Origin of the sequence: Methylocystis iwaonis (assembly GCF_027925385.1) — a bacterium.
Classification (GTDB): domain Bacteria; phylum Pseudomonadota; class Alphaproteobacteria; order Rhizobiales; family Beijerinckiaceae; genus Methylocystis; species Methylocystis iwaonis.
The window spans coordinates 1,953,868-1,971,721 of record NZ_AP027142.1 but is presented as its reverse complement, the minus strand read 5'-3'; the positions used below and the strand labels follow the sequence as shown (position 1 = coordinate 1,971,721).

Genomic DNA, 17,854 nt, shown 5'->3' with positions numbered 1-17,854 from the left:
CGCTCGCAATGACGGCTGGGAGAAGGTCACTCCTTCGCGGCCGCCGCCGTGACGCGCTTGCGCTGGTAATGGCGCCCATAGGCGCCGACGATATAGCCGACCGCGCAGATCACGAAATACACGACGATCAGAAAGCCGCCGCGCTGATTGGCGGAATGCGCCTTCTCCAAAAGCCCGGTGACAGAGTCCTGATCGAGCAATTTGTCTGAAACGACGCCGCAGACGACGGCGAGAATCGGCACCGACCACGACGGCAACCGAAAATAGCCGATCGCCGCCGCCGCCGCGAAGGCGACGAAGCCGAACACATGAGCGAACTGGATCATGATCGACTGAGACACTAATCCGATGAAGCGGATCAATTTGAGCATTTCGCGCCCCTTTTTGGTTCTTTTCGACCGATCTTACACATTGGGCAGGTGCTGCGCGAGGGCCTCCAGAACGGCCATTCGGACGGCGACGCCCATTTCGACCTGCTCGCGGATCAAGGAGCGGCCGCTGTCCGCGACGGCGGAGTCGATCTCGACGCCCCGGTTCATCGGGCCCGGGTGCATGACCAGCGCGTCGGGCGCGGCAAAAGCGAGCTTTTCCTCGTCGAGACCGAAGAAATGATAATATTCCCGGGCGCTCGGCGTGAGCGCGCCGGCCATGCGCTCGCGCTGCAGCCGCAGCATCATCACGATGTCCGCGCCATCGAGCCCGCTGCGCATGTCGTGATGGACCTCGACCCCGAGACGGGAGAGGCTGTCGGGGGCCAGCGTCGACGGCCCCACCACCCGGAGCCGCGCGCCGAGCGCCGACAGCAGCAGAATATTCGAGCGCGCCACGCGCGAATGGAGAATATCGCCGCAGATCGCGACAATGAGCCCCTCGATGCGCCCCTTGTTGCGGCGAATGGTCAGCGCGTCGAGCAGCGCCTGGGTCGGGTGTTCATGCGCGCCGTCGCCGGCGTTGACGACCGAGCAGTCGACCTTTCGCGCCAGAAGATGCGCTGCGCCGGCCTGGGCATGCCGCACCACGATGATGTCCGGGCGCATGGCGTTGAGGGTCATCGCCGTATCGAGCAGCGTCTCTCCTTTGGATTCCGACGAGCGCGCCACCGACATGTTCATCACATCTGCGCCGAGGCGCTTGCCGGCGATCTCGAAGGAGGCCTGCGTGCGCGTCGAGGCTTCGTAGAAGAGATTGATCTGCGTGCGCCCGCGCAGGATCGACCGCTTCTTCTCGACCTGCCGCGACACTTCGACCGCCTGCTCGGCCATGTCGAGAAGCATTTCGATCGTCGGCCTCGACAGGCCTTCGATGCCGAGGAGATGGCGGCGCGGGAAAACAGTTGGGACATCTGGCTGCATGGCCATGTCTATAGCGGGGTTTGACCGCCGCCGCGACCCCTCGAAATATCCGCGCGGTCACCCCGCCGCAGCGAGGCGTCCGGGCTCGTGCTGGGACGTCGGCGCTCGCGCCTCCTCGACGATCGGAAAGCCGCCGAATAGGTCGCCGATCTGCCGCACCGGGCGCGGCGCGCTGAACAGATAGCCTTGAACCTCGCGGCAGCCGAATTCGCTGAGCATTTTCAGTTGGCGCGCGGTTTCGACGCCCTCGGCGGTGACCGAAAGCGAGAGGGAGCGCGCCAGCTCGATCGTCAGCTTCACCACCGAGGCGCACATCGGATTGGTTTCCAGATTGGCCACGAAAGAGCGGTCGATTTTCAGCCTGTCGAGCGGCAGGCCCACGAGATTGGCCAGGGAGGAATAGCCTGTTCCAAGATCGTCGAGCGCCGTCTTCACGCCGAGCTGGCGCAGGTTGGCGAGCATGTCGTAGGCTTTTTCGCCGTCGAGGATCATCGCCGTTTCGGTGAGCTCGAGCTCCAGCCTGCCCGGCTCGAGGCCGCTCGCATTCAGCGCCTCGCGGACAATCTCCTCGAAATCATGTTTGCGCAATTGCAGCGCGGAAACATTGACCGCGAGCCTGAGATGCGACGGCCATTCTTGCGCCGCGGCGGTCGCTTCCCGCAGCGCCCAGGAGCCGACCCGCTCGATCTGGCCTTCACGCTCGAAGAGCGGCACGATCTCCGCGGCGCTGAGCACGCCGCGCACCGGATGGCGCCAGCGCAAGAGCGCTTCGAAGCCCGTTGTTTCGCAGCTCTGCGAATCGACGAAGGGCTGATAGACCATGAAGAGTTCGTGCTCGGCGAAGGCGCGGTCGAGCTCGGCGCCGAGCGTGTTTCGCTCGGCGATGAAGCCGAATCGGTCGCGAAACAGCGTATATCCGCAACGGCCCGCCTGCTTCGTCGCATACATTGCGCTGTCGGCGTTACGCATGATGCTCTCCGGATCGACGCCGTCGCTCGGCGCGATGGCGACGCCGATGCTGGTGGAGATTTGCAGGCTGCGTCCCTCGACCTCGAATGGCGCGCGAAAGCTGGCCAGGATGCGTCGCGCGATCGTCACCGCGTCTTCGACGTTGCGAATATCGACCGCAATGAGCGCGAACTCGTCGCCGCCGAGGCGCGCGACAAGATCGTTTTCGCGCGTGGACGCCTTCAACCGACGCGCGGCTTCGACAAGAACGAGGTCGCCCGCCTCATGTCCCATCGAGTCGTTGACGTTTTTGAAGCCGTCGAGATCGAGGCACATCAGCGCGAAGCGTTCGTCCTTGCGCGCCAAACGCGCGAAGGACCGCGCCAGCTCTTCACGAAAAGCGACCCGGTTGGGCAAAAGGGTGAGCTCGTCACGAAGGGCCCCTTCCTGCGCCGCCGCCTCGGCCGCGCAACGCTGCGCCGCCGCCTCCGCGCGTTTGAACGCGCCGTTGATCATCACCAGGCTGTAGAGCGTCGTGGCGAAGCCGACAACGTCGAACACAGGATCGTGCTTGCTCAAGAGCGCGACGGCGAAGCCCGCCCAGATCGGCGCGACATGGGCCAGCAAGGCGCCGGGGATCATGCACAGCGCAAAACCGCCGCCGAACAAGGTCGACAAGACAAATCCGACGATGACAAGTTGCTGCGGCAGCGGCGAGTCGGCGAAGAAAAAGGCCGGAAAAACGCCCCATAGCGCGCCATGCAGAAACGCATTCGCCGTGGCCCGCCACACGCCATTCGCGGAAACGGCGCTGCGGTGACGCTGCGGCGCGCTCACCCGCCGGGCGTAAACGATTCCCGCAAGGCAAAATACCAGCGCTGTCCAGACTTCGACCTGCCCGGCGACGGGGGTTTCCCACATCAGCAGCAAAAAGGTCAGCGCGCTGAAACAGGAAACGAGCAAAATGACCGGCGTCCCCCGTTCGAGATCGGTGAGTTGCTCGGCGCGGAAACGCCCCCGAACGGAAGGCGAGAGCGGACAAGCCTCGAAAGCCAGCGGGTCGCCCTCGAGAAAATGGCGTAGACGCGCGAGGCATGATTTGTCGGAATCGAAAAAGTAAGCGCGCAGGCGCGACAGCGCGCCAGAAAATGCGGATAAAAACATCATGCCATCCCGCGGCCCATTTTTCCCTCGGCGTCATGCCGGGAGAGAATCCGATCGGATGTTCCGCCGCAGACGTTGACAATTGTTAAAGCTGTGCCGGGCGCGCGCCTGAAAAGGAGTTAATGTTTTCTTTTCCGGGGTCTGGCCTTGACTTATGCTCGCCGCGAGAACATGTGTCGGATTGCTAGGGTTGCGGGTGCGGACAAGTATCATTAAGCTCTGGCGAATGAGCGCTCCGGGCGGGGTTCGCCGCGGAGTTTTTGTAGGGCCACCTTATACTCACTTTGAGTATATAGGCCGCGTAGACGTCGACTACTGTGAGGGGCAAGCGAGCCATGACGTCCCAAACCGCCGAACTGACGAGAGACCTCGCGCCCGCGCCGACGATCCGTCCGCGCGCGCTGGGCCTGGGGCCCGAAAGCCGCTTTCCGATCCTTCCCCGCCCCAATCTGGAATGGACCCCGGAGGTCGAGGCGGCGACGGCGCATCTCTATGAGCGCGTCTCCAAGGTGATTCCGGCGATCGAATGGCCGTTTCACGCGCCTTACGTAAAGGCGATCAATGACATCAAGAAGACGCGCAATGCGGTGATTCTGGCGCATAATTACCAGACGCCGGAAATCTACCACTGCGTCTCGGACTATATCGGCGACAGCCTGCAGCTCGCCAAGCTTGCGGCGAAATCCGACGCCGAGGTCATCGTCCAGGGCGGCGTCTATTTCATGGCCGAGACGTCGAAGATCCTGAACCCTGAAAAGACGGTGTTGATCCCCGACGCCGAAGCCGGCTGCTCCCTCGCCGCCTCGATCACGGCTGCCGACATTCGCGCGCTGCGCCGCAAATATCCGGGCGTGCCGGTGGTCGCCTATGTGAACACCTCCGCCGAAGTGAAGGCCGAGGTCGACATCTGCTGCACCTCCTCCAACGCCGTGAAGGTGGTGGAGAGCCTCGGCGTCGACCGCGTCATCATGGTTCCCGACCGTTTCCTGGCGCAGAACGTCGCCGCGCAGACGAAGGTAAAAATCATCGCCTGGAACGGCGCCTGCGAAGTGCACGAGCTTTTCACCGCCGACGAAATCCTCGGCTTCAAGGCCGATCATCCGGGCCTCAAGGTCATCGCCCATCCCGAATGCCCGCGTGAGGTCGTCGAAGTATCGGACTTCTCCGGCTCCACGGCGGCGATGATCGATTATGTGCGCACGAAAAAGCCGGCGCGCGTGCTGCTCGTCACCGAATGCTCCATGGCCGACAATATCGCGGCGGAGACGACGGGCACGCAATTCGTGCGGCCCTGCAATTTCTGCCCGCATATGAAGCGGATTACGCTGCCGAAGATTCTCGACGCGCTGCTCGACATCCGCGAGGAGGTCTTGGTAGACCCGGCCGTGGCCGCCCGCGCGCGGCAAAGCGTGCAGCGGATGATCGATCTGGGGTGAGGCCCCTCCCTGTCCCTCCCCCGCAAGCGGGAGAGGGGACGCTCACGATCGGCGCTGTCGATGAAGGCCTCAACCTGCTCCCTCTCCCGCAAAGCGGAGGAGGGTTGGGGAGGGGGCGCAACGGGAAAACCACATGCCCTCTCTCGACGCGGCCCTCGCCGCCATCGACGCCGCCAACGCCGAAGATCCCCGCAAAGTCGACGGCCGCGCCGTCGAGACAGTATATGCAGAGCGCATGAGCGCGCGGCTCGCCGCGCTCTACCCCAACGCCTCTGACCTTTTGAAAATCGCCGCCCGCGCGCAGCATCTGCGCCGCTGGGAGATTGCGCGCGGCGACTACCCCGAAGGCCGCAAAGGCTACAACGACTGGCGACGCACGTGCCGCGCTCATCACGCCGAGCTCGCCGGCAGGATCATGCGCGCGAGCGGCTACGACGAAGCGGCGATCGCCCATGTCGGCGCGCTGATCCGGAAGGAACAATTGAAAAAAGACCCGGAATCGCAGGCTTTGGAGAATGTCGCGGCGGTCGTCTTCCTCGAACATTACTTCGAGGAGTTCCTCGCCAAATACGACGGCTACTCCGACGACAAGATCGTCGATATTCTCGGCAAGACCCTTTGCAAGATGTCCCCCAAGGGCCATGCTGCAGCGCTTGCTTTACCCCTGCCCGAGCGCGCCCGCGCGCTCGCCGCCGCCGCCGTGGCGCGCGAAGCCGCCGCGCTCGAACGGCTCGCGGCCGTCTCACTCGATTAGCCTATGCCGAAAAAGCTTCCTCCCATCATCATCGTCGGCGGCGGTCTCGCCGGGGTTTTCTGCGCGCTGAAGCTCGCGCCGCATCCCGTCGCCATTCTGGCGCCGACGCCGCTCGGCTCGAGCGGCTCCTCCTATTGGGCGCAGGGCGGCATCGCGGCGGCGGTCGAGGAGGGCGACACGCCGGAACGGCACGCCGAGGATACGATCGCGGCAGGCGCCGGCGTCGTGGACGCTGAAATTGCGCTCGGCATGGCGCAGGAAGCGCGCGCGCGCGTCGAGGATCTCGCCGCCATGGGGGCGCCCTTCGATCGCAAGGATTGCGGCGCTTTCTCGCCCTCTCGCGAGGCCGCCCATTCCCGACGCCGCGTCGTGCGCGTCATGGGCGACGGAGCCGGCCGCGCCATCATGGAGACGCTGGAACGAAAGGTCGCCGAGACCCCGTCGATCACCGTCGTCGACGGCTATTCCGCGCAGGAGATCATCACGCGCGACCGTCGCGTCGTCGGCGTGCGCGCGCGCCATGCGTCGGGGCGCATCTGCGACATCCCCTGCTCCGCGCTGGTGCTCGCGACCGGCGGCGTCGGCCATCTCTACCGGCTCACCACTAATCCCATCGAGTCGCGCGGTGGCGGCCTCGCCATGGCGGCGCGCGCCGGCGCCATCGTCGCGGACGCGGAATTCGTGCAGTTCCACCCCACCGCGATCGATATAAACGCCGACCCGGCCCCGCTCGCGACCGAAGCGCTGCGCGGCGAAGGCGCCATCATCGTCGACCGGGACGGGCGGCGCTTCCTGCTCGACGTCGACCCGGCGGGAGAGCTGGGCCCGCGCGACATCGTCGCCCGCAGCGTCTTCGCCAGCGTCAAGGCGGGACGCGGCGCCTTCCTCGACGCCCGCGCCGCTGTCGGCGCCGAATTCCCCGCGCGTTTCCCGACCGTTTACGCGAGCTGCAAGGCGGCGGGAATCGACCCGGTGCGCGAACCCATCCCGATCGCGCCCGCGGCCCATTACCACATGGGCGGCGTGTGGACCGACGCGCGCGGCCGCACCAGCGTCTCCGGCCTCTGGGCGATCGGCGAAGTCGCCTCGACAGGCGTGCATGGGGCGAATCGTCTCGCGTCCAATTCTCTCCTGGAGGCCGTCGTCTTCGGCGCGCGCGTGGCCGCCGACATCGCCGCGACGCCTTTGCAGGACATCGATTCGCGCGTCGCCGCGGAGCGCGCCGAGGCTTCAGCGCGCGAGAGCGATTTTGCGATCATCGAGGAATTGCGCGACCTCATGTCCGCTAATGTCGGCGTCATCCGCGATGCGGCCGGGCTTTCCGGCGCGATCAAAGCGATCCGCCGGCTATCGAGCCGGGCGCGGGACATCGAGGTCTCGAATATGCTGACCACAGCGCTGATGATCTCCGCCTCGGCGCTGATGCGGCGCGAGAGTCGCGGCGCGCAATTCCGCTCGGATTATCCACAGCCGGACCCCGCCTTCGCACGGCGCTCACAGATGACGCTCGCCGAGGCCCTGCGGATCGCCGATGAGGCGGGGACGTGACGGCGCGCGCTAATCTGCGTCGTGATCCCCATCCCTCCCCCTCGCGGGGAGGGTGGCCCGGCGAAGCCGGGACGGGTGGGGCCCGAGCCCGATCACGCCCGAGATTGTCGCCCCCCACCCCTGCCCCTCCCCGCAAGGGGGAGGGAGGGATGCTGCGGGCGCCGGCGATGCATAACTTGGACGCGCGAGCGAGAGACGCTCTTCGCAAACGCGCCGAGGACAATCTCGCCCGCGATCCCCATCCCTCCCCCTCGCGGGGAGGGTGGCCCGGCGAAGCCGGGTCGGGTGGGGCCCGGCCGCATTCACGCCCAAGATTGTCGACCCCCACCCCTGCCCCTCCCCACAAGGGGGAGGGAGGGATGCTGCGGGCGCCGGCGATACATAACTTGGATGCGCGTGCGAGAGATGCTCTCCGCAAACGCGTTGACGACCATCTCGCCCGCGATCCCCATCCCTCCCCCTCGCGGGGAGGGTGGCCCGGCGAAGCCGGGTCGGGTGGGGCCCGGCCGCATTCACGCCCGAGATTGTCGACCCCCACCCCTACCCCTCCCCGCAAGGGGGAGGGAGAGATGCGGCCAGTCATGTGGCTCATTGGAGACGGCGCATGAGCTTCGACCTCTCTCCTCTTCTCGTCGACGACGCCATATCCGCCGCTCTGGCGGAGGATCTCGGCCGCGCCGGTGATATAACGACGCAGGCCACGATCCCCGCGCGCGCCACGGCCCGCGCCGTCATCGCCGCGCGGGAGACGGGCGTCGTCGCCGGCCTGCCCTTGGCGCGCGCGGCCTTCCGGCGGATGGATCAAAATATCGGCTTCGAAGCGTGGCTCGAGGACGGCGCCAATGTGGCCCCCCGCGCCATCGTCGCGCGCATCGACGGGCCGGCGCGCGCCATTCTCTCCGCCGAACGCGTCGCGCTGAATTACCTGGGCCGGCTCTCCGGCGTCGCCTCGCTCACGGCCCAATATGCCGCCCGTGTCGCGCATACGAAAGCCAAGGTCTGCGACACGCGCAAAACGACCCCGCTGCTGCGCGCCTTCGAGAAATACGCCGTGCGCTGCGGCGGCGGCGCCAATCACCGCTTTGGGCTCGACGACGCCGTGCTCATCAAGGACAATCATATCGCGGTCGCCGGCGGCGTGGTCCCCGCCCTGCGCGCGGCGAAGCGCTTCGTCGGCCATCTCGTCAAGATCGAGATCGAGGTGGACACGCTCGCTCAGCTAAAAGACGTCCTCGCCGAGGGCGCCGACGCCGTGCTGCTCGACAATATGACGCCCGACGATCTGCGGCGCGCCGTCGAGATGGTCGGCGGCCGAATGATCTGCGAAGCCTCGGGCGGCGTCACGCTCGACACCGTCGCCGAGATTGCCGAAACCGGCGTCGATCTCATCTCGGTCGGCGCGCTGACGCATTCGGCGAAAGTGCTCGATCTCGGGCTCGACATAGAAATAGCCTGACCGCTGGACCGCGCGCCTTCAGGCGCGCTCAAAAAAATGCGCGCCTGAAGGCGCGCGGTCCATTCGATCACCTCAACGCCGCGCTCAGCCGCCCGAGTTTCAGCCCCCGCCTCTCCAGCATCTCCGGCATGCGCGACGACAAGAGAAAGGCCAGCTCCTGCTCGCGCGTGATCGTCACCGGGTCGAGCGCCTTCAACTCGTCGTCCACGTGGCCGGGATGGCACATGATGAGGTGACGCCGACCCGGCGCGCGCAGAAATGTCTCGAAAGCCTCGGCGTAATCCTTCCCCGGATCGAAATCGGAAAAGCCGGAGAAGCCGTCATTGACCGCAAAGCCGCGCCATTTCGCGGCGCGCCGCAGACCCGAGGTCAGCGCGCGCACGGCGAGCGCCTTGCCGATATGCGCGCGGCGCAGCGCGATGCGGTGCGGCCCGTCGGCGGCGTCGCGCACCCAGGCGCGGCCGGCGAGCTTACGCGCGGCCATGGCGTCGAGCAGCGCTTCGCGAATCCCCGGCAGCCCATGGATATGTTGATGCCCGTCGACGAAATCGGGCCGGCGCTCCATCACCGCCTCGAAACGGTCGAGCTGGCGCTCTATTTCACTGCGAATCTCCTCCATGGGGAGCTTGCCGCCCATAGCGAGGCCGATGAGCTGCCGGACCGCGGGAAACGCCCCAGTCGGCGCAAGCTTCGGCATGGGCGAGAGCGGGCGGCCGAGCGTGAGGTTGAAATGCAGGCCCACGTCGGCGTTTTCGCAATGGCGCAGGAGATCGCGGCCCATCGCCGGCCAATGCGATCCGTTGACCAGCGCCGAGACGGCCGTCAGCCTCCCGGCGTCGAGCGCTTTCAAAATGCCGACCGAAACCCCTTGGGAGAGGCCATAATCATCCGCGCAAAGCGCGACGATCCGCTCATTTGCCTTGGCCATCCCGCCTCCCATCTATGCCGCGCCACGAATTTCTGCTTGAAGCCTGCGTCATGAGCGACACCATCGAGACCCCTGATATATCGGTCGTCATCCCTGTCTTCAACGAGCGCGCCAATTTGCGCCCGCTTGCGGCGCGGCTCACGCATGCGCTGGCGCAGGCGGGCGTGAGCTTCGAAGCGATCTTCGTCGACGACGGCTCGCATGACGCCAGCATGGAAGAATTGCGCGCCCTGTGCGCGCAGGAGCCGCGTTTTCGCGCCCTCTCCTTCTCGCGCAATTTCGGCAAGGAGGTCGCGATTGCGGCGGGTCTCGACGATGCGCGCGGCCGCGCCGCCGTCATCATGGATTCCGACCTGCAGCACCCGCCCGAAGTCATCATCAAATTCGTCGAGAAATGGCGGGAGGGTTATAAAAACGTCTATGGCCAACGCGCCGACCGGACGAGCGACCCGAAGATGCGCACCATCTTCACGGAGGTTTTCTACCGGCTGCTGGCGAAATTCGGCGACGTCTCGCTGCCGCCCGGCGCCGGCGACTTTCGTCTGCTCGATCGGCAGGCGGTCGACGCCTTGCTCTCCATGCGCGAACGCGCCCGTTTCAATAAAGGCCTCTACGCCTGGATCGGCTTCAAATCGATCGGCGTGCCTTTCGAGGTCGACGCGCGGGCGAGCGGCGTATCGAAATTCAACTTCACCCGTCTCGTCAGCTTCGCGCTGGACGGGCTGATGTCGTTCTCCTCGATTCCCCTCAAGGTCTGGACCTATGTAGGGCTCGCGATCTCGATCTTCGCGCTCGGCCTCGCCGGCTATTATTGGGTGCGGACGATGCTTTTCGGCGTCGATACGCCCGGCTTTCCGACGCTTGTCGTCTCGATCGCCTTCTTCTCGGGCGTCCAGCTCATCTCGCTGGGCGTGCTCGGCGAATATGTGGCGCGCATTTTCAACGAGGTGAAAGGACGTCCGCTTTATCTCGTGGCGGAGCGGGTGGAATCAGACAAGCAATCTGGACGCGCCAAAGAATGAGGAAGGCGCGCCGCGCCTTCACCCACGCAATTGCGTCTCGCGGCTCAAGCGGCGGCCTTGTCGCCGCTGGATTGATCGGCACCGTTCGGGCCAGGAATTCTGTCGAGCACGGATAGGGCTTCGATTCTGGCCAGTTGAAGAAGATGGGCGACCGTCGGCAACTGGGACCGTATCGCCATGTCGGCGAGCTCGGCGCTCATGTCGCTGATATAGATTACAGAGTCTTCCTGAAATTGCGGCTCGAGGCTAACGTCGGACATATTTCAGCTCCTGGCGACATATCTGAAATGGAAACTACGAGACGTCGAACAACGCATCTGTCTGATCCGTAATTTTCCCAGACCGGGCATCCGCCCTGGGATTTGCGTGGCTCCTCCTGCTCTCGCGCCGACCCACCGCCGCGCCCCGGCCTGATTGTGCCTCGAGCCGACGTAAGCTTGGCCATAATGCCTGATCAGCGGTCCAAGACTATTGCGAAAACGCGCCCGTATTGTGTTTCGCGCGGATAAACCGATTGGATTTCACATGTTTGCCGGTTTGGTTTCCCCTTCCTTACCCCGGAGCGGCGCTCGGTCGGTTGGCCGGAAGGACAGTCGCTCTCCGGATAGAAGGGTGATATTTTGATCCGATCATGACGATCGCAGCGCGCCCCGCCGGCTCTCGGCTGGGAATTATTCTCGGTTTCTCGGCCCTGCTTTTCCTGGCCTTCGCCTTCGGGCTACGCCTCGTCTGGTTCGGGGCCGAAGCGCCCTTGCCCCCGCTTCTCGAAAATCTGCCGGATTCGAAAACCGAAGCGGATCAAGAACTCTTCCTCGCCCGCCTCGATCGCGCCTTTCCCGCGGGCTTCGCCGAATCGGACCTTCTGGATGCGCTGGCCGCGCAGGGCTTCACCCGCGCCGCCGCGCCGGAGCGCGTCGCGACTTACGATCGCGGCGCGGGGTTGAACGACAAATGCCGACGCAGTGGAAACCTGCGGTGGAGCGCCGACGCCGCCGGGCGCGTGACCAAGCTCACGGGCGGCTATTATCAGCATTGCCCAACTCATTAGCGCTTGCTTAACAAGAGCGCGATAAATCCCCGTTTTGGGGATGGCCTTGAAATGGAGCGTCAGCTTCCAGCAAGGCTACCGATCCATCCTCGCCGATGCTTCCCGATTCCTTCCTGCAGTCGGGAAGCGGACGCCGGCGTGTCGGGTCGGATCCCCATGCGTCGGCCTTCTTCTTTCTTTTGGTTGTCGAGCGAATTGGAAGCCCCGTGAGATCCCTACGGTCCATCGCCCCCTTACTTTCGATTTTCGCGCTCATTTTCTGCGCGGCGTTCTTCGCTGGAATGACGGTGAAGGCGCAAGCGCAAGGCGCGTCGGACATTTCGAGCCTTTGGTCGTGGGCGGTCCAGTCCTGGACGACCGAAACCACAGCCGACGGCAGGATCATCAAGGTCGTTCACGAGCCTTTCGCCTTGACCCGGAATCTCGCCCTGATCGCGCTGACGATGATCGGCGGGACGATATTGGTGACGGAAAAATCGAGCGCCTCGAAGATCACGCCGGCCAAGCTTGCGATCATGCGGGGCCAGCTCGACGAGGGGATCGGCGCCATCATCGATCTCCTCCAGGGCTATGCGGAACGCAATCAGAAATTTGCGGATTCCGTGCTCAGAGGCAGCGCCGAGCTCGCGAAAGCGAGCAGCCCGGATCGCCTGAGATCCGCCATCGAATTCCTCATCTCCGAAAACCAGAAGATGTTGAAGGAGACCGAGGCCTATCAGGCAAGCCTGCGCAACTCGCGCGATCAGATCAGCAAGCTTCGCTTCGAGCTGGCGGAAAAGCAGGCCGAGACTCAGAAGGACACTCTGACGTCGGCCTTTAACCGGCGATATTTCGACGCCAAGCTCGCCAATGTCCTGGCGGACGCCAACCGGCGCGCAACATCGATCAGCTTGATCCTGGCCGATCTCGATCACTTCAAGAGCATAAATGACGAGCATGGGCACCTTGCGGGCGACGAGGTGCTGAAGATGTTCGCCGATCAGATGCAGAAGCATGTGCGCGCGGAGGACACCGTCGCCCGTTTCGGCGGCGAGGAATTCGCAGTCATCCTTCCCCACGCCAACATCGAGGCCGCCGTCGCGGTCGCCGAGAAAATGCGGCGATGGCTCTATGGCAATAATTGGAAGATCGCCGGCAAGCCGCAGACCCAGAAAATAACGGCGTCGTTCGGCGTCGCCCAGTCGCGCGCCAATGATACGCCCGACGAACTCATCAAACGCGCCGACTCCTGCCTCTATGCGTCGAAATCCTCGGGCCGCAACCGCGTCACCCCCAGCCACGTCTGAGGCGGCGCGCGGCTATCTCCCGTAGCCGAGCGTCTCGATCTTGATAAGACGGCCGTTCTCGAAGGTGAGCGTCGGCATGAGCCGGGTCGGGCCGAAATTATAGACCCATTGCTCGATCCGCACTTCGCGCGCCACGGGAAGCGGATAGGTTTGCTCGAACGAGTCGAGCGGCCTCGGTATGGTCGGGTTCGTCCCGCCGGCCCGATATTCTGTATGTTCATCCGTATAGGCTGGCGCGCCGCAGCGCTGCAGCACCTCGAATTTGGACTGCCCCTCGACGACAAGCTCCGAGCCGCAGCGTAGCGCCGCGGCGGGGACAACACTCGCCGCAAGCAAAGGGATGGCAAGGAGCAGGTTTAATCTCATGTTATACTTATTCCCATTTGAGCAGCTTGCATTGGGGCTTGTCATTCCCGGCGGGCTGAAAGCCCGACCGGGAATCCAGAGCCACAGAAGCGCTGGTCTTGCTCTGGATTCCCGATCGCTCGCTGCGCGAACGTCGAGAATGACACCGAACCGATCAAGTGGATCTCGTATTACTGGCCCAGTCGACGCGGCGCGCTTAAGAACCGCGCCAGAGAAACGCCCGATCCGGAAATTAGAGATTCTCCACGCGGCGCGCCACCGGCAGCGGAAGAGACGCTGATTTTGAGAATGATCCTGTTAAAAGGCAGGCAATGATTCGCAATCTTCTCTCGGTCGGCGGTTTCACCCTGCTCTCGCGGCTCACGGGCTTTCTGTCGCTCGCGATGCAATCGGCGATCATGGGCGCGGGCGTCGTCTCCGACGCTTTCTTCATCGCCCAGCGCCTGCCCAACAGCTTCCGCAGCATTTTCGGCGAGGGCGCTTTCAACGCCGCTTATATCCCCTGCTACGCCAAGGCGCTGGAACAGGACGGCCCCGAGCCGGCCGAGGAATTCGCCGGCGAGGTCTATACGCTGCTCCTCGTCTCGCAGATCGTGCTGCTAGCCCTCGTCTGGCTCTTCGCGCCGCAATTCGTCGGGCTGCTGGCGCCGGGGCTCGGTGATCGGCCGGAAAAATTCGCCCTGGCCGTGAGCCTGACGCGCATCACCTTTCCCTACCTCGTCTTCATGACGCTCTTCGCGCTGCACATGGGCACGCTCAACGCCCATGGCCGTTTCGCGCTGCCGGCCTTTGCGCCCAACCTCATGAATCTCACTGTGATGGCGGCGCTCGCCGTCGCCTTTCTGTTTCCGAACGCCGGCTATGCGGCGAGCTGGGGCGTCACGATCTCGGGCGCACTGGAGCTGGGCCTCCTCATGTGGGGGGCGCGGCGCATCGGCGTGTTGCGCGGCCTGCGCAAGCCGCATTGGCCGCGCGTGCGCGAGTTTTTCATCAATCTTGGCCCGGCTGTGATCGGCTCGGCCAGCCCGCAGATCGCCGTCTTCGCCGACACGATTCTTTCCTCCATGCTCGCGGATGGCGGCGTATCGGCGATCTCCTATGCCGAGCGGCTGTATCAGCTTCCCATTGGCGTTATCGGGATTGCGGCAGGCACGGTGCTGCTCCCCGAGATGAGCCGCCGCATCGCCGCCGGCGACGTCGACGGCGCGCATCAGGCGCAGAGCCGGACCATGGCGCTGACCATCGCGCTCGCCGCGCCCTTCTTCATCGCCTTCGTGACAATCCCCGAGCTCATCGTCGCCGGGCTTTTTATGCGCGGTAGATTTACCGCCGCCGACGCCATCGCCGCCGGCGACGTGCTCGCCGCTTACGGCGGCGGGCTGATGGCGCTGGTGCTGATCGCGTCTGCAAAGGCGAGCTTTCAATCGCGCGGCGACACGGCGACGCCGATGAAGATCGCGCTCGCGGCGCTCGCCGTGAATGTCGCGCTCAAAATTGTGCTCTTCCAGCCGCTCGGCGCCGTCGGGCTCGCGACGGCGACCTCGGTCCAGGTCTGGGTCAATCTCGGCGCGCTCCTGGCGATCGCCATCGAGCGAGGATTTGTCGACTTCGACCGCGCTTTCGCCAAGACCCTGGCGGCGACCGTCGTCGGCTGCGCGCTGCTGGCGATGGTCGCGGCTTTCGGCCGGGCGCCCGCGCTGGCCTTCGGGGCGCATTTCGGCTCTCAGGCCAATCTCACGGCGCTGGTCGTTTTGGGAGCGGCGGGGGGGATCATCTATGGCGCGGCGCTCGCGGGCGCGCTGCACCTTATGGGGATCAAAATCGGCGCCCTGCGCGCGCGCGCGAAGCGATCGCCGGCTTTAGTCTGACGCTCGACCCTTCTGCGCCTCCAGCTTGGCGAAGCGGACCAGCACCTCGGCGCCGTCTTCCGGCGGCGACGCAAGGCGGGCGCGGAACGCGATCTTCTCGCCGGCGTCCAGCCGCGACTTCGGCGCCGAAGTCGTCCAGCGGTAGCGATCGAGCCCATTCGCCCCCCGCACGGCGAGCGAGATGGCGGGAACGGCGTTGCGCTCGCGGCGGATATTGACGATCTCGCCTTCGGTGACGAGCACCCGGCGCGCGCCGTCCATCACGATGCGCGAGCGCACCTCGCGCAGCTCCAGCCCCGCGAGATTGACCGGCATGCCGAGCGCGCGATAGCTCGACGCGAGTGGCGGGGCGATGCGGACGATCCGCTCCCGCATGGCGATCATCGCCGTGGCGCCCATGATGATCGCGATGATGGCGGCCACGATTGGCGCGCGGTCCCGCTTGACCTGCCGCGCCTGATGGGCGACGGGACACGAGGGCCTGCCCCACATCTCCTCATAGCTTGGAGCGTGCGGGAACTCGCTCGAGGCTTCGGCCGCGATTTCCCGCCGCGCGCTGCTCCGGTGGATGTCCTCTCGAGTAAAGCTCATTTCAGGTTTCCGCTGTCGCAACGCTGATCGGCGAGCCGTCGCCACCGGCAGGGCAACCGGATGAATGCCGGACGTCAGCCGATCCCTCCCCTTTACGGGGAGGGTGGCCCCGCGTAAGCGGGGTCGGATGGGGCAAAGCCCCACCGCTACCGTTGCGGCGCGAGCCCCACCCGGCGGCCTCCCCGTAAAGGGGAGGTATCTGGGCTAACGATACCAGAGCGCCATTCACCCGATGGCCCTGCGTCCATTAGGCGCTGTTATGGTTAAGAGCGCGTGAACTGCTATCCTTCGACGCTGATTCCCAGCAACCCAACCGCCGCTTTTGACGCGGCTCGATCGCCTGGAGCGGCAAACCGGTGCTGAGCTTCGAGAATGTCGGCTTGCGCTATGGCGTCGGCCCGGAAACCCTACGCGACCTCACCTTCCAGATCGCGCCGCGGTCCTTCCAGTTCCTTACCGGCCCGTCGGGCGCCGGCAAGACGACGCTGATGCGGCTCATCATCATGGCGCTGAAGCCGACGCGCGGTCTTATCAATATTTTCGGCCGGGACGCGGCGACGCTCGAGACGGATGAGATCGCCGACGCCCGCCGGCGGATTGGCGTCGTCTTCCAGGACTTCCGCCTTCTCGACCATTTGACCGTCTATGAGAATGTCGCGCTGCCGCTACGCGTTCTGGGGCGCGAGGAGGCAAGCTATCGCTCGGAGGTCATCGAACTCCTGAAATGGGTTGGCCTCGGCGAGCGCAAGCATAGCCTGCCCACCGTGCTCTCGGGCGGCGAGAAGCAGCGCGCCTCCATCGCGCGGGCGCTGATCTCGCAGCCAAAGCTCCTGCTCGCCGACGAGCCGACCGGAAACGTCGATCCGACTCTCGCCCGCCGCATTTTGAGGCTCTTTGTGGAGCTGCATAAATCCGGGACGGCCGTGGTGATCGCGACGCATGATCTGAGCCTGATGGACCAATATGAAGCCGCGCGGCGCCTCGTGCTCGCGGACGGCCGTCTGCATATTTTCGAGTGAGGCGAATGGAGCTGCCGCCTTTCGTCGCCGATCTCCTCGCGCGCGCCGGCGTCCTGCGCCCGCCGGCGCCCGCCGCCGAGGAGGACGCCGCCGCCTTCCGCTCGCCGCTCGTGCCGACCGATTCTGTCGCGGGCCGCTCGCTCGTCATCGTCATTGCGATCATGACCTTCCTCGCGGCCCTCGCCGCCGGCGCGGCGCTGCTCGTCTCTCAGGCGAGCGTCGAATGGCGCGCCGAGGCGTCGAGCGAAGCCAGCGTCCAGGTACGGCCCACGCCGGGTCGCGACATCGACGCCGATCTCGCGACGGCGGCCGAACTTTTGCGAAAAACCCCCGGCGTGCGCGAGGCGCAGGTCTATACGAAGGCCGAGTCGGAATCGCTGCTGTCGCCCTGGCTCGGCGAGGGCCTCGACCTCTCCGAGCTTCCCACGCCGCGCATGATCGTGGTGAAGCTCGATCCCAAGCAGCGGCCCGATCTCTTGGTTCTACGCGCGGAGCTGACCGAGGCTGTCCCCAACGCCGTGCTCGACGATCACCGTCTGTTTCTCGAACGTCTCGGAGATATGGCGCGCGCGGCCGTCGCCGTCTCGACGATGATTTTCGTCCTCATCCTCGGCGCCATGGGCATCGCTGTTGCATCAGCGACGCGCGCAGCCGTCGCCACCAACCGCGAGATCGTCGAGGTGCTGCATATCGTCGGCGCGGCCGACACTTTTATCGCGCGCGAGTTCCAGCGCCGCTTTCTCGCCTTGGGGTTCCGCGGCGCGCTGATCGGCGGCGGCGCAGCGATCGGCTTTCTCTTTCTGGCGCGCGCCTTGACGCATCATTGGCGCGCGACGGCGGGCGGGGAACAAATGGAGGCGATGTTCGGGGACTTCTCCATCGGCGTCGACGGCGTTGTCACGATCCTTTTGCTCGCGGGCGGCATTGCGCTTCTCACCGGCTTTCTGTCCCAGGCGATCGTGTTCCGTTACTTGAGGCGGCTGGGATGACGGCGATCATCCGGTACGCCGCCTTATGACCATATATCTGTCCAGAAACCGCGCCTCGATGCGCGGTCGACGAAACCGG

17 protein-coding genes are annotated in these 17,854 nt (G+C 65.2%); 10 read left to right on the top strand and 7 right to left on the bottom strand.

Translation table 11 applies throughout. The annotated features are described in order from the left end of the window. Positions 1–26: 26 nt before the first annotated feature. The 3 genes from QMG84_RS09465 to QMG84_RS09455 are packed head-to-tail and all read right to left on the bottom strand — an operon-like array spanning position 27 to position 3,467. Positions 27–371: a hypothetical protein gene (locus QMG84_RS09465; protein WP_281927485.1), complete on the bottom strand. Its 345-nt coding sequence runs from the start codon at positions 369–371 to the stop codon at positions 27–29. A gap of 33 nt (positions 372–404) precedes the next feature. Next, positions 405–1,352 carry an aspartate carbamoyltransferase catalytic subunit gene (locus tag QMG84_RS09460; RefSeq protein ID WP_281927483.1) on the bottom strand — a complete coding sequence of 316 codons (948 nt, stop codon included), beginning with the start codon at positions 1,350–1,352 and terminating at the stop codon, positions 405–407. Positions 1,353–1,409: 57 nt separating this feature from the next. Further along, positions 1,410–3,467 (bottom strand): putative bifunctional diguanylate cyclase/phosphodiesterase, encoded by a 2,058-nt coding sequence (locus tag QMG84_RS09455; RefSeq protein ID WP_281927481.1) that lies wholly within the window; start codon positions 3,465–3,467, stop codon positions 1,410–1,412. A gap of 332 nt (positions 3,468–3,799) precedes the next feature. Here QMG84_RS09455 and nadA point away from each other — a divergent pair, with 332 nt between their 5' ends. From nadA to nadC, 4 genes are all read left to right on the top strand, one after another. Continuing rightward, on the top strand, positions 3,800–4,900 hold the full coding sequence (gene nadA / locus QMG84_RS09450; protein WP_281927479.1) for a quinolinate synthase NadA: 1,101 nt from the start codon (positions 3,800–3,802) through the stop codon (positions 4,898–4,900). A 133-nt stretch (positions 4,901–5,033) separates the two neighbouring features. After that, entirely contained in the window at positions 5,034–5,654 is a 621-nt protein-coding gene (locus QMG84_RS09445) for a DUF4202 domain-containing protein (RefSeq protein WP_281927477.1), read from the top strand. Positions 5,655–5,657: 3 nt separating this feature from the next. Further along, entirely contained in the window at positions 5,658–7,202 is a 1,545-nt protein-coding gene (locus QMG84_RS09440) for an L-aspartate oxidase (RefSeq protein ID WP_281927476.1), read from the top strand. 604 nt (positions 7,203–7,806) lie between these two features. Further along, complete coding sequence (gene nadC / locus QMG84_RS09435) at positions 7,807–8,658, top strand: carboxylating nicotinate-nucleotide diphosphorylase (protein WP_281927474.1); 852 nt, start codon at positions 7,807–7,809, stop codon at positions 8,656–8,658. 67 nt (positions 8,659–8,725) lie between these two features. Here nadC and QMG84_RS09430 read toward each other — a convergent pair whose 3' ends face one another. Further along, positions 8,726–9,586 carry a ChbG/HpnK family deacetylase gene (locus tag QMG84_RS09430; RefSeq protein WP_281927473.1) on the bottom strand — a complete coding sequence of 287 codons (861 nt, stop codon included), beginning with the start codon at positions 9,584–9,586 and terminating at the stop codon, positions 8,726–8,728. 50 nt (positions 9,587–9,636) lie between these two features. Between QMG84_RS09430 and QMG84_RS09425 the strand changes: the two genes are divergently transcribed. Further along, positions 9,637–10,608, top strand: a complete 972-nt coding sequence (locus QMG84_RS09425) for a glycosyltransferase family 2 protein (RefSeq protein ID WP_281927472.1) — start codon at positions 9,637–9,639, stop codon at positions 10,606–10,608. Between the two features lie 44 nt (positions 10,609–10,652). Here the strand turns inward: QMG84_RS09425 and QMG84_RS09420 are convergent, their stop codons facing one another. Continuing rightward, positions 10,653–10,868, bottom strand: coding sequence for a hypothetical protein (locus QMG84_RS09420; RefSeq protein WP_202071613.1), 216 nt, complete (start codon positions 10,866–10,868; stop codon positions 10,653–10,655). A 371-nt stretch (positions 10,869–11,239) separates the two neighbouring features. Here QMG84_RS09420 and QMG84_RS09415 point away from each other — a divergent pair, with 371 nt between their 5' ends. Then, positions 11,240–11,656 carry a hypothetical protein gene (locus QMG84_RS09415; protein ID WP_281927471.1) on the top strand — a complete coding sequence of 139 codons (417 nt, stop codon included), beginning with the start codon at positions 11,240–11,242 and terminating at the stop codon, positions 11,654–11,656. Between the two features lie 206 nt (positions 11,657–11,862). After that, the gene (locus tag QMG84_RS09410) at positions 11,863–12,942 is read left to right on the top strand and encodes a sensor domain-containing diguanylate cyclase (protein WP_281927470.1); all 1,080 of its coding nucleotides are present in this window, start codon (positions 11,863–11,865) and stop codon (positions 12,940–12,942) included. Between the two features lie 12 nt (positions 12,943–12,954). Here QMG84_RS09410 and QMG84_RS09405 read toward each other — a convergent pair whose 3' ends face one another. Next, positions 12,955–13,308 (bottom strand): DUF2845 domain-containing protein, encoded by a 354-nt coding sequence (locus QMG84_RS09405; RefSeq protein WP_281927469.1) that lies wholly within the window; start codon positions 13,306–13,308, stop codon positions 12,955–12,957. A gap of 311 nt (positions 13,309–13,619) precedes the next feature. Between QMG84_RS09405 and murJ the strand changes: the two genes are divergently transcribed. Then, positions 13,620–15,176 (top strand): murein biosynthesis integral membrane protein MurJ, encoded by a 1,557-nt coding sequence (murJ, locus tag QMG84_RS09400; protein WP_281927468.1) that lies wholly within the window; start codon positions 13,620–13,622, stop codon positions 15,174–15,176. Here the strand turns inward: murJ and QMG84_RS09395 are convergent. Beyond that, positions 15,168–15,767 (bottom strand): hypothetical protein, encoded by a 600-nt coding sequence (locus QMG84_RS09395; RefSeq protein ID WP_281927466.1) that lies wholly within the window; start codon positions 15,765–15,767, stop codon positions 15,168–15,170. The two genes, murJ and QMG84_RS09395, sit on opposite strands and share 9 nt — an antisense overlap. Before the next feature lie 356 nt (positions 15,768–16,123). Between QMG84_RS09395 and ftsE the strand changes: the two genes are divergently transcribed. Then, a complete protein-coding gene (gene ftsE, locus QMG84_RS09390; protein ID WP_202071607.1) occupies positions 16,124–16,786 on the top strand; it encodes a cell division ATP-binding protein FtsE in 663 nt (220 codons plus the stop codon). Positions 16,787–16,791: 5 nt separating this feature from the next. Continuing rightward, entirely contained in the window at positions 16,792–17,775 is a 984-nt protein-coding gene (locus QMG84_RS09385) for a cell division protein FtsX (protein WP_281927463.1), read from the top strand. Positions 17,776–17,854 lie beyond the last annotated feature (79 nt).

What these genes read in the sequence shown, in the direction of transcription:
- QMG84_RS09465 (WP_281927485.1), bottom strand. Translation starts at nt 371, where the DNA reads ATGCTCAAATTGATCCGCTTCATCGGATTAGTGTCTCAGTCGATCATG.
- QMG84_RS09460 (WP_281927483.1), bottom strand. Translation starts at nt 1,352, where the DNA reads ATGCAGCCAGATGTCCCAACTGTTTTCCCGCGCCGCCATCTCCTCGGC.
- QMG84_RS09455 (WP_281927481.1), bottom strand. Translation starts at nt 3,467, where the DNA reads ATGATGTTTTTATCCGCATTTTCTGGCGCGCTGTCGCGCCTGCGCGCT.
- nadA (WP_281927479.1), top strand. Translation starts at nt 3,800, where the DNA reads ATGACGTCCCAAACCGCCGAACTGACGAGAGACCTCGCGCCCGCGCCG.
- QMG84_RS09445 (WP_281927477.1), top strand. Translation starts at nt 5,034, where the DNA reads ATGCCCTCTCTCGACGCGGCCCTCGCCGCCATCGACGCCGCCAACGCC.
- QMG84_RS09440 (WP_281927476.1), top strand. Translation starts at nt 5,658, where the DNA reads ATGCCGAAAAAGCTTCCTCCCATCATCATCGTCGGCGGCGGTCTCGCC.
- nadC (WP_281927474.1), top strand. Translation starts at nt 7,807, where the DNA reads ATGAGCTTCGACCTCTCTCCTCTTCTCGTCGACGACGCCATATCCGCC.
- QMG84_RS09430 (WP_281927473.1), bottom strand. Translation starts at nt 9,586, where the DNA reads ATGGCCAAGGCAAATGAGCGGATCGTCGCGCTTTGCGCGGATGATTAT.
- QMG84_RS09425 (WP_281927472.1), top strand. Translation starts at nt 9,637, where the DNA reads ATGAGCGACACCATCGAGACCCCTGATATATCGGTCGTCATCCCTGTC.
- QMG84_RS09420 (WP_202071613.1), bottom strand. Translation starts at nt 10,868, where the DNA reads ATGTCCGACGTTAGCCTCGAGCCGCAATTTCAGGAAGACTCTGTAATC.
- QMG84_RS09415 (WP_281927471.1), top strand. Translation starts at nt 11,240, where the DNA reads ATGACGATCGCAGCGCGCCCCGCCGGCTCTCGGCTGGGAATTATTCTC.
- QMG84_RS09405 (WP_281927469.1), bottom strand. Translation starts at nt 13,308, where the DNA reads ATGAGATTAAACCTGCTCCTTGCCATCCCTTTGCTTGCGGCGAGTGTT.
- murJ (WP_281927468.1), top strand. Translation starts at nt 13,620, where the DNA reads ATGATTCGCAATCTTCTCTCGGTCGGCGGTTTCACCCTGCTCTCGCGG.
- QMG84_RS09395 (WP_281927466.1), bottom strand. Translation starts at nt 15,767, where the DNA reads ATGAGCTTTACTCGAGAGGACATCCACCGGAGCAGCGCGCGGCGGGAA.
- QMG84_RS09385 (WP_281927463.1), top strand. Translation starts at nt 16,792, where the DNA reads ATGGAGCTGCCGCCTTTCGTCGCCGATCTCCTCGCGCGCGCCGGCGTC.